Here is a 10,621-nt window from a genome sequence, read left to right on the forward strand (position 1 = left end):
GTGCGCGCCAGGCCGGCGCGCGCCTGCGGGCGATCGCCATCCAGCGCCAGCGCCGCCTGGTACCACTCGCGTGCACCGCTGCCGTCGGCGGCGGTCAGCCGGCCGGCGGCCAGGGCGCGGTCGCCGCGATCGAGCAGCTGCTCCACCTGCGGCTCGTTCCAGAACCAGTTCGCCAACGGGCGCCTCACCAGCACCAGCGCGGCGAACAGCAGCACCGCCAGCAGCAGCGCCCAGCGCCATATCCGCCGCGCCTGCCAGGCCTGCACCCACCACCAGCGCCCTTCGCGGCGCACGCGGCGAAGGGCGGCATGCGCGGCATCCTCGTGGTCCGGGTGATGGCTCATTCCCTGAGCCTAGCGCTGTTCACGTGATCTCAGCCTAGACGTCGCGCGTCGCTGACACCGGGCAGCGCATCGAGCTTGCCCAGCAGGGTGGACAGCTGGCCGTAGTCGCTCACCTTCAGGCGCAGGCGCAGGTGCGCGCGGCCGCTGTTGCGCACGTTGTCGCTGTGGATATCCAGCACGTAGGCATCTTCCTGCGCGATCAGGTTGGTGATGTCCTTGAGCAGCCAGCGCCGGTCGACCGCGTTGACCACCACGTCCACTTCATAGCCGCCGCCGGCCTGCCCCCATTCCACCGGCAGGATGCGTTGGGGGCTGGCCGCCGACAGACGCGCCAGCGCCGCGCAGTCGGTGCGGTGCACGGTCACGCCACGGGTGCGGGTGAGGTAGCCGACGATGGGCTCGCCCGCCACCGGCTGGCAGCAGCGGGCCAGCTGCACCAGCAGGTTGCCCACGCCCTGCACGGTGAATTTGGAGGCGCCCAGGCTGTCGCGGCGCGCGGTCGGCCGCGGCAGCGCGGGCGCCGCCGGCTGGCTGGCCGCGCGCTCGGCTTCCAGCAGCGCGCGGCTGACCTGGTTGGGGCCGGTATCGCCGAGTGCGACCTGGATGTACAGGTCATCCACGCTGTCGGCATGGAACTTCTTCGCGGCCACCGCCAGGTCGGCATGCTGCAGCCCGAGCCGCTTCAACTCGCGGTCCAGCAGGTCGCGGCCGGCCTGCACGTTGCGCACGCGGTCGAGCTTGTGGAACCAGCTGCGCACCTTGTCACGCGAGCGGTTGCTGGCCAGGAAGCCGCTGGAGGCCAGCAGCCAGTCGCGGCGAGGGTCGGCCTCCTTGCCGGTGAGGATTTCCACCCGGTCGCCGCTGCGCAGGCGGTAGGTCAGCGGCACGATGCGGCCGTTGACCTTCGCGCCACGGCAGCGGTGCCCGACCATGGTATGCACGTGGTAAGCGAAATCCAGCGGGGTGGCGCCCTGCGGCAGGTCCATCACCTCGTCTTTGGGGCTGAGCGCGTAGACCCGGTCTTCGGTCAACTCCGCATCCAGCGCGCCGGCCAGTTCGCCGGCGTGGCCTTCCTGCGACTGCTCCAGCAGCTGGCGCATCCAGGTGATCTTGCGGTCGAAGGCCTTCTCCGCGCCCTTGCTGCCTTCCTTGTAGCGCCAGTGCGCGGCCACGCCGAGCTCGGCCTGCGCATGCATGTCGTGGCTGCGGATCTGCACTTCGATGGTGCGCCCTTCCGGGCCGACCACCGCCGTATGCAGCGACCGGTAGTCATTCGCCTTGGGCCGGGCGATGTAGTCGTCGAACTCGCTGGGCACCGGCGCCCACAGCGAATGCACCACGCCCAACGCGGCGTAGCACGCGGCCACGTCCTGCACCATCACGCGCACCGCGCGGATGTCATACAGCTGTTCGTAGGCCAGCCGCTTCTTCTGCATCTTCCGCCAGATGCTGTAGATGTGCTTCGGGCGACCGCTGACCTCGGCCTGGATGCCCTGCGCCAGCAGCTCGCGCGACAGCACCTTCTTGACCGTTTCCACATAGCGTTCGCGCGCCAGCCGGGTTTCATCCACTTCGCGCGCGATGCGCCGGTACGTCTCGGGCTCCAGGTGACGGAACGCCAGGTCCTCCAGCTCCCACTTCAGCTGCCAGATGCCGAGCCGGTTGGCCAACGGTGCGTGGATGTCGCGGGTGAGCTGGGCCAGCGCGCGGCGTTCCTCTTCGGGCAGGCGGTCGGCCGCGCGCATGCGCGCCAGTTGCCGCGCCAGCAGGATCGGCACCACCCGCAGGTCCTGGATGATCGACAGCAGCAGGCGGCGCAGGCCCTCGCTGTTGCGCCCCGCATCGCGACCGGCATGCAGCGCCCAGACCTGGTCGGCGGCGTCCAGCCCATCGAGCAGTCCGACCACGGCGGTCTTGTGGGTGCCCAGCGGTAGCCCGTCCAGCCCGGCGCGCAGCCACGGCAGGTCGAACAGCAGCGCCGCCAGCAGCGCGCTGTCGTCGGCCGACAGCAGCGCCAGCGCATCCAGCGTGTCGGCAAGCACCGGCCAGCCGGCGTGCATCGAGTGGTCGGCCTCGTCGGCGTGCCAACGCTGCAGCAGCGCCTCGCACAGCGCAGGCGGCAGCGACGCCGCCGAGGGTCGGTTCAACAGGGCATCCAGGCCGGGGGAAAAAGCGCGGTTCACAGCATCGTGCAGAGAGACGGAGAGCCCTACACTAGCGCCGGTACCGTTGCCGGACAATCACAACCGGTGCTTGAATTGTTTTTTGCCTTGCGGCGTACGCCGCCATTCCTTCCTGGAGACCTGCCATGCGCTTTTCCCGTCTGAGATTGTTGGCCTGTGCGGCCGTCCTGTTGAGCATGGCCGGCCCGGCGCTTGCCCAACGCGTGGTCGACGGCAACCTGCAGCAGCAGATGTCGCCCGCCGAATTCAAGGCCGCCGGCCTGGACAAGCTCAGCCCGACTGAACTGGCCGCCCTCAATGACTGGCTGCACGGCAAGGTGGCGGCCGTCAGCGCCGACGTGCGCGAGCAGGTTCGCGAGCAGGTGCGCGAGGAAGCCCGTGAAGAAGGTCGCCAGGAAGTGATCGTGAAGAACCGCGGGTTCTTCGCCTTCGGCACCAAGGAGCCGATCGTGAGCACGCTGGAAGGCGAGTTCCGCGGCTTCGGCAAGGGTCGCCGCTACGTGCTGGCCAACAAGCAGGAATGGGAACAGACCGACGACGTCACCCTCGCCGGCGTGCGCAAGACCAACCCGGAAGTGTCGATCTCGCCGGGTGTCGTGGGCACCTGGTACATGCAGGTAAAGGGCAGCAACACCCGCGCCAAGGTCCAGCGCGTCAAGTAAGCGTGCGGCCCCGCGCCGTGTCGGCGCAGGGCCCTTCCGGCGATCAGGTCTGGCGCAGCGCAGCCACGCGCTGGGCCAGCTTCTTGGCGGAAACGCCGGTCTTCGCCCCCAGCTCCTGGGCAAACAGCGATACCCGCAGCTCTTCCAGGTCCCAGCGCAGTTCCTGCCACGGCGTGCGCCCGCGCAGGCCACGCGCCTGCCCCTCGGCCAGCGCGTCGATGAACGGGCGCAGCTCCAGCATGCGCGCCTGATCGCGCGGCGGATCACGCTTGGCGCGCTCGCTGCGCAGGATCATCGCGCGCAGGTAGCGTGGGTATTGGGCGAGCGCATGGGCCGGCGTCTCGCGCAGGAACCCCGGGTGCACGAGGCCAGCAAGCTGCTGCTCCAGGTCGTCCAGGTTGCCACGCGCCCAGCCCATCAGCGGCGATTCCAGCAGCGGCTTGAGCTCGGCGACGTGCGACAGGATGTTCTCGGCCAGCTTCAGCCGCGCCATCGCCTCGCCGAACAGCTCGCGGCCGGCTGCATCGCGGCGCTTGGCGAACGTCGCCGGATCGCGGATTTCACCCAGCCCATCGGCCAGCACCGCATTCATCGCCGCGTCCACCAGGTCGCCGCGCAACCGTTCCTGCGATTCGATCGCCGCATACAGCAGGCCGGTCTTGGCCGGCACCGGCAGTTGCTTGCGCGCCTGCTTGGCCTTCTCCGCCAGGCCGATCTCCAGCAACCGGCGCACGCCGCGCGGATGCTGCTCCAGCGCCTCGTTGCGGTCGGCGAAGATGCGCAGCGACGCCGATTCGCCCGCATCGACCAGCGCCGGATAGGCCGGCACGCCGGCCTCGCCAGGCACCTGCAGGGGAATCGGCGTGGCCGGGAAATCGCGCAGGCCTTCCGCGGCAAGCGCGCGGCCCGCGCGCGCGGCGAAGGCGTCGCCCGCCTTTTCACCGAAGCGCGCGCGCAATGCGTCCAGGTCACGCGAGGCAGCCAGCAAGGTGCCCTGCGCATCGTGCAGCCGCAGGTTCATGCGCAGGTGGAGGTCCAGCGCCGCCTCATCGAAATCGGTGGCCGCCACCGGCACGCCGGTCGCGCGCGACAGGAAGCGCGCCAGTTCGCCGCGCAGGTCATCGGCCGACGGCGCGGGGAAGGCCTCGGCGAAGGCACGGCCGAAGTCCGGCGCCGGCACGTAGTTGCGGCGCATCGCCTTGGGCAGGCTGCGGATGAGCGCCGAGGCCTTGTCGGCCACGAAGCCCGGCGCCAGCCACGACAGCCGCGCCGGATCCAGTGCATTGAGCAGGTGCAGCGGCACGTCCAGGCTGACCCCGTCGTCCTCGCTGCCCGGTTCGAAGCGGTAGTGCAGCGCCAGGCGCGCGTCGCCGAGTGGCAGGTAGGCGGGATAACGCTCGGCGTCGCTGCCTTCGCCGGGCAGCAGGTCGGCCAGCGACCAGGCCAGCGCGCGCCGCTTCTCCGGCGCCAGGCCCTTCCACCAGGTGTCCAGGCCGGTCGCCGAATGGATCTCCGACGGAATGCGGTCCAGGTACCAGCGCGCCTGCCAGCCCTCGTCGGCGACGATGCCGGCGCGGCGCAGCTTGGCTTCTTCCTCGCGCGCCTGCTCGAGCACCTTCAGGTTGTCGGCGATGACGCTGGCACGGGTGTTGATCTCGCCGGTCACCAGGCCTTGGCGCACGAAGATGTCATGTGCTTCGCCGGGCGCGATGCGCCCGTAGTGGACCGGTTTTTTCGGCGCCAACACCAGGCCGAACAGGCTGATCTGCTCGGAGGCCAGCACCTGCCCCTGTGCGCGCGACCAGTGCGGGTCGAAGTGCTTGCGCAGCAGCAGGTGCGGCAGTTCGGCGATCACCCAGTCCGGCTCGATCGCCGCATTGGTCAGGCCCCACACCTTCTGCGTGTCCAGCAGGGTGGCGGCCAGCAGCCACGGCGGCGGCCGCTTGGCCATGACCGAGCCCGGGAACGGCAGGAAACGGCGCTGGCGCGGGGCCAGGAAGTCGCCCTTGTCGCTGCGATGGCCGATCTGGGTGGGCAGGCCGGCGATCAGGGCGCGGTGCAGGGTCTGGTAGGCATTCGCGCGCACGCGTTCGCTGAAGCCGGCGCGCGGGTCCGTCGCCACGTACGCGGCGGCGGCCGGGGCGCTCGGGCTGCTTGCCGGCGGCGTTTCGGTCTTGCCCTCACGGGCCAGCCGCGCGGCGCGGTGCTGCTGCCCACGCGTGGCCTTGGCCTTGGCCTCGTCGTCGCGCGCCGGCGCGGGCGCGGCCGATCCGGCCAGCAGCGGTGCCATGGCGCTGTCTTGCGGCTCCTCGCTCCAGCCCAGCTCCTCGCACAGCACCCGCAGCTGGCGGTGCAGCTCGCGCCACTCGCGCATGCGCAGGAAGCCGAGGAAGTGCCGTTCGCACCAGCCGCGCAGCTTGGACTGGGTGAGGTCTTCGTGGGCCTGGCGGTAGCCTTCCCACAGTTTCAGCACGCCGACGAATTCCGAGCGGCCATCGGCGAACAGCGCGTGTGCGTTGTCGGCAGCGGCGCGCGCCTCGGGCGGCCGCTCGCGCGGGTCCTGTATGCCGAGGAACGAGGCGATCACCAGCATCGGCCGCAGGCAGCCCTGCGCCTGGGCAGCGACCAGCATGCGCGCCAATTTGACGTCCACCGGCAGGCGGGCCATCTGGCGGCCGATCGGGGTAAGCCGGCGTTCGTTGTCGACTGCCCCCAGCTCGCCCAGCTGCTGCCAGCCATCGGCGATGGCGCGCTCGTCGGGCGCTTCCAGGAACGGGAAATCCTCGATCTGGCCCAAGCCGAGCTGCAGCATCCGCAGGATCACGCCGGACAGGCTGGAGCGCCGGATTTCCGGATCGGTGAATTCGTCGCGCGACTGGAAGTCGGCCTCAGAGTACAGCCGGTAGCAGATGCCCTCGGACACACGCCCGCAGCGGCCCTTGCGCTGGTTGGCGCTGGCCTGGGAAATCGCTTCAATATGCAGCCTGTCCAGCTTCTGGCGCGGGCTGTAGCGCTTCACGCGGGCCAGGCCCGGGTCGATCACGTAGCGGATGCGCGGCACCGTCAGCGAGGTCTCGGCCACGTTGGTGGCCAGCACGATGCGCCGCTTGCTGCCGGGGTTGAAGACCTGGTCCTGGTCCTTCACGGACAAGCGCGCGTACAGCGGCAGCACCTCGGTTTCGCGGTACTTGCGCCGTTCCAGCGCCTGGTGGGCGTCGCGGATTTCGCGCTCGCCGGGGAAGAACAGCAGGATGTCGCCGCGCGGGTCCAGCCGCGTGATCTCGTCGACCGCGCCCACCACGGCTTCATTGACGGTGCGTTCGCCGTCGCGGCCGCCCTCCTCATCGCCACCGCCCTCGCCTTCCAGCGGCCGGTAGCGCACTTCCACGGGGAAGGTGCGGCCTTCGACACTGATCACCGGCGCATCGTCGAAGTGCTGGGCGAAGCGCGAGGTGTCGATGGTCGCCGAGGTAACGATCAGCTTCAGGTCGGGGCGCTTCTTCAGCAACTGCTTCAGATACCCCAGCAGGAAATCGATGTTGAGGCTGCGTTCGTGCGCCTCGTCGACAATGAGGGTGTCGTACTGCGACAGCCAGCGGTCGCTGCTGATTTCCGCCAGCAGGATGCCGTCGGTCATGAACTTGATGCGTGTGTCGTCGCCGACCCGGTCGGTGAACCGCACCTGGTAACCCACCGTCGTGCCCAGTTCCGAGTTCAGCTCCTGGGCCACGCGGGTGGCCACCGCACGTGCCGCGATCCGGCGCGGCTGGGTGCAGCCGATCATGCCGGCCACGCCGCGGCCGGCCGCCAGGCACAGCTTGGGCAGCTGGGTGGTCTTGCCCGAGCCGGTCTCACCGGCGATCACCACCACCTGATGGTCACGGATCAGGGCGGTGATGGCCTCGGCTTCACGCGCAATCGGCAGGCTGTCGTCCAGAGTGATCGACGGCTGCTTCAGCGCCCGCGCCTGGCGCCGCTGCACCGACGCCTGCAGGGCCTGCTCGAACGCCGCGGCCACGCCCGCATCAGCCGGCTTGGCGCGCACGCGCGACAGCATCCCCAGCAGGCGCCCACGGTCACGGCTCATGGCGCCGTCGATGGCGGTGTGCTGCGCCTGCAGCGGCGGGGCGGAAGGTTTACTGATAGAGGTCATCAATCGAATCGTTTAGAACTTTGAGTACTACTTGAAGAGTAGTCTGATCTATTGTGAAGGCCATCCCATCCACAAGGAGGATTTCCCCCATGGCGAAGACCAAGGCTCCGGCCAAACCCAAGACCGGCAAGCAGAAACTGGCGACGGCGGCTCCGTCGGCCCCGAACATTGATATCGGGATCAAAGAAGCCGATCGCAAGAAGATCGCCGACGGACTGTCGGCCTTCCAGGCAGACGCGTTCACGCTCTACCTGAAGACCCACAACTTCCATTGGAACGTGACGGGCTCGATGTTCAACTCGCTGCACCTGATGTTCGAAACCCAGTACACCGAGCAGTGGGCAGCCCTGGACGACGTGGCTGAACGCATCCGCGCACTGGGCTTCAACGCCCCGGGCTCCTACCGCGAATTCGCCGCCCTGACCTCGATCGCCGAGGAACCGGGCCTGACCGACAGCGCGGACTGGCGTGAAATGGTACGCCAGTTGGTCGCCGCCAACGAGGCCGTGTGCCGCACCGCCCGCAAGGTGCTGGACGTGGCCGACGACGCCGACGACGCCCCGACCGAAGACCTGATGACCCAGCGCCTGCAGACCCACGAAAAATACGCCTGGATGCTCCGCTCTTTGCTCCAGTAGCGCCGGGCTCTGCCCGGCCGGTGGTGCCGGCCAACGGCCGGCGCCACCGTCGCCTGATGAACCAGTGCGGGAATTCCGGACGGGGGAACACCCCCCGGAACCGGTAAACTACCGCGATGTCATCCCGCCCCGCGCACGAACTGCTCCACCGCATTTTTGGTTACGACGAATTCCGCGGTCCGCAGCAGGCGATCGTCGAGCATGTCGCGGCCGGCAATGACGCACTGGTATTGATGCCCACCGGCGGCGGCAAGTCGCTGTGCTACCAGGTGCCGTCCCTGCTGCGCGACGGCACCGGCATCGTCATCTCCCCGCTGATCGCGCTCATGCAGGACCAGGTGGAAGCCCTGCGCCAGCTGGGTGTGCGCGCCGAATACCTGAATTCCACCCTGGATGCGGAAACCGCCGCGCGGGTCGAACGCGAACTGCTCGCCGGTGAGCTGGAACTGCTGTACGTCGCGCCCGAGCGGCTGCTGACCGGCCGCTTCCTGTCGCTGCTGTCCCGCAGCCGCATCGCCCTGTTCGCCATCGACGAGGCCCACTGCGTCTCCCAGTGGGGCCACGACTTCCGGCCTGAATACCGCCAGCTCACCGTGCTGCATGAGCGCTGGCCCGACGTGCCGCGCATCGCGCTGACCGCCACCGCCGATCCGCCGACCCAGCGCGAGATCGCCGAGCGCCTGGACCTGACCAACGCCCAGCACTTCGTCAGCTCGTTCGACCGGCCCAACATCCGCTACACCGTGGTCCAGAAGGACAACGCCAAGCGCCAGCTGCTGGATTTCCTGCGCGGTCACCGCGACGAGGCCGGCATCGTCTACTGCATGTCGCGGCGCAAGGTCGAAGAGACCGCCGAATTCCTGTGCAAGGAGGGCATGAACGCCCTGCCCTACCACGCCGGCCTGCCGGCCGAGGTGCGTGCAGCCAACCAGCGCCGCTTCCTGCGCGAGGACGGCATCGTCATGTGCGCCACCATCGCCTTCGGCATGGGCATCGACAAGCCCGACGTGCGCTTTGTCGCGCATACCGACCTGCCCAAGTCGATGGAAGGTTATTACCAGGAAACCGGGCGCGCCGGCCGCGACAGCGAACCTGCCGAAGCCTGGCTCTGCTACGGCCTGGGCGACGTGGTGCTGCTCAAGCAGATGATCGAACAGTCCGAGGCCGGCGAAGAACGCAAGGCACTGGAGCGCTCCAAGCTCGACCACCTGCTGGGCTACTGCGAATCCATGCAGTGCCGCCGCCAGGTGCTGCTGGCCGGCTTTGGCGAGACCTATCCGCAGCCCTGCGGCAACTGCGACAACTGCCTGCTGCCGCCGGACGCCTGGGATGCCAGCGTCGCCGCCCAGAAGGCGCTCAGCTGCGTATACCGCAGCGGCCAGCGCTTCGGCGTGGGCCACCTGATCGACATCCTGCGCGGTGGCGAGAACGACAAGATCCGCCAGTTCGGGCACACCGAGCTGAGCACCTACGGCATCGGCAAGGACCTCGACGCGCGCACCTGGCGCAGCGTGTTCCGCCAGCTGGTCGCCGCCAGCCTGCTGGAAGTGGACAGCGACGCCTATGGCGGCCTGCGCCTGACCGATGGCAGCCGCGAGGTCCTGAAGGGCCAGCGCAAGGTGATGATGCGCCGCGAAAGCCCCAAGACCCGCGAACGCGAGCGCGGCGGCCAGCGCACCGGCCTGTCCGTGCTGCCGCAGGACCTGGCGCTGTTCAACGCCCTGCGCGGCCTGCGCGCCGAGCTGGCCCGCGAACAGAACGTGCCGGCGTTCGTGATCTTCCACGACAGCACCCTGCGCAACATCGCCGAACAGCGCCCCACCAGCGTCGACGCGCTCGGCCGGGTCGGTGGCATCGGTGGCACCAAGCTCTCGCGTTACGGCGAGCGCCTGGTCGAGATCGTGCGCGAAGAAGGCTGATGCCCATGCGCCCTGTCGGACCGGACTCCAGAGTTGAACCCGGCATTCAGCCACGGGTGCGCCGCGCGCGCATAGGCGCTAAGGTGGCGCCCATGACCGCCGGTGGCCTGCTCCTGCGAGTGGTCTTGATGCTCAGCCTGTTGCTCAACGGGCTGAACGCGGCCATGGCCGGCCCCATGACGCTGGCGATGCTTCCGTCCGCCCCCGTAGAAGCCACCGCACCGCCCTGCCACAGCCGTGCCCCGGTCGCCGCCGCCCATGCGCACCACGCCAAGGCCGCTGACGAGACCGGCGTACAGGCGCCGCACGACGGCGATCACTGCAAGATCAAGGACTGCCTGCGCAGCTGCGCCCAACAGCCCAGCCTGACCGTGCAGATCGCCTGGATCGCCACCCCGCCGCCGCTCTCCGTGGCGCCGATCCTGGCCGCGCATCCGTCGCAGCCGATGCCGCCGCTGGACCGCATCACCCGCCCTCCGATCGCCTGATCCGCCGCGCTCTATGAGCGCAGGCCTGAGGCTCTGCCTACGCGCCCCGGCGCGTGGCGTTGACGGCACCGCGTGTGCCATTCGAATCGGATTCGGAGTTGCAATGTCTTTCCCTAAAAAACCCGGCACGGGCGCCCCGCCCCTGCCGTCGCGGCGCCTGTTCGTGCAGGGCGTGGCCGCCGGCGGCGTGGTCGCCGGCCTGGCCGCCAGCGGCCTGCCCGCGCGCGCCTTCGC

General features: G+C 69.4%; 7 protein-coding genes and 1 pseudogene. 5 read left to right on the forward strand and 3 right to left on the reverse strand.

What is annotated here, in order from left to right; translation table 11 throughout:
- Both ACREPD_RS20515 and ACREPD_RS20520 read right to left on the reverse strand, forming a co-directional pair.
- Positions 1–344 (reverse strand): annotated as a pseudogene (locus tag ACREPD_RS20515) (hypothetical protein); the annotation flags it as partial.
- A 29-nt stretch (positions 345–373) separates the two neighbouring features.
- Positions 374–2,539, reverse strand: coding sequence for a RelA/SpoT family protein (locus tag ACREPD_RS20520; RefSeq protein ID WP_431601024.1), 2,166 nt, complete (start codon positions 2,537–2,539; stop codon positions 374–376).
- 113 nt (positions 2,540–2,652) lie between these two features.
- Between ACREPD_RS20520 and ACREPD_RS20525 the strand changes: the two genes are divergently transcribed.
- Positions 2,653–3,189 (forward strand): hypothetical protein, encoded by a 537-nt coding sequence (locus ACREPD_RS20525; RefSeq protein ID WP_431601020.1) that lies wholly within the window; start codon positions 2,653–2,655, stop codon positions 3,187–3,189.
- A gap of 43 nt (positions 3,190–3,232) precedes the next feature.
- On the opposite strand, the gene hrpA is transcribed toward ACREPD_RS20525, so the two are convergent.
- Entirely contained in the window at positions 3,233–7,342 is a 4,110-nt protein-coding gene (hrpA, locus tag ACREPD_RS20530; RefSeq protein ID WP_431601021.1) for an ATP-dependent RNA helicase HrpA, read from the reverse strand.
- A gap of 89 nt (positions 7,343–7,431) precedes the next feature.
- Here hrpA and ACREPD_RS20535 point away from each other — a divergent pair, with 89 nt between their 5' ends.
- The 4 genes from ACREPD_RS20535 to ACREPD_RS20550 all read left to right on the forward strand — a co-directional run.
- Positions 7,432–7,980 (forward strand): Dps family protein, encoded by a 549-nt coding sequence (locus ACREPD_RS20535; RefSeq protein WP_421567612.1) that lies wholly within the window; start codon positions 7,432–7,434, stop codon positions 7,978–7,980.
- Between the two features lie 116 nt (positions 7,981–8,096).
- Positions 8,097–9,899, forward strand: a complete 1,803-nt coding sequence (recQ, locus tag ACREPD_RS20540) for a DNA helicase RecQ (protein WP_431601022.1) — start codon at positions 8,097–8,099, stop codon at positions 9,897–9,899.
- Positions 9,900–9,991: 92 nt separating this feature from the next.
- A complete protein-coding gene (locus ACREPD_RS20545; RefSeq protein ID WP_431601023.1) occupies positions 9,992–10,387 on the forward strand; it encodes a CopL family metal-binding regulatory protein in 396 nt (131 codons plus the stop codon).
- A 103-nt stretch (positions 10,388–10,490) separates the two neighbouring features.
- Positions 10,491–10,621 (forward strand): twin-arginine translocation signal domain-containing protein (locus tag ACREPD_RS20550; RefSeq protein ID WP_431601025.1); only part of this gene is annotated, 131 nt, incomplete at its 3' end.

Origin of the sequence: Stenotrophomonas sp. (assembly GCF_050737075.1) — a bacterium.
Lineage (GTDB): Bacteria > Pseudomonadota > Gammaproteobacteria > Xanthomonadales > Xanthomonadaceae > Stenotrophomonas.

Bases quoted from the DNA above. Each gene is read 5' to 3' on its own strand.
- ACREPD_RS20525 (WP_431601020.1), top strand. From the start codon at position 2,653: ATGCGCTTTTCCCGTCTGAGATTGTTGGCCTGTGCGGCCGTCCTGTTG.
- hrpA (WP_431601021.1), bottom strand. From the start codon at position 7,342: ATGACCTCTATCAGTAAACCTTCCGCCCCGCCGCTGCAGGCGCAGCAC.
- ACREPD_RS20535 (WP_421567612.1), top strand. From the start codon at position 7,432: ATGGCGAAGACCAAGGCTCCGGCCAAACCCAAGACCGGCAAGCAGAAA.
- recQ (WP_431601022.1), top strand. From the start codon at position 8,097: ATGTCATCCCGCCCCGCGCACGAACTGCTCCACCGCATTTTTGGTTAC.
- ACREPD_RS20545 (WP_431601023.1), top strand. From the start codon at position 9,992: ATGACCGCCGGTGGCCTGCTCCTGCGAGTGGTCTTGATGCTCAGCCTG.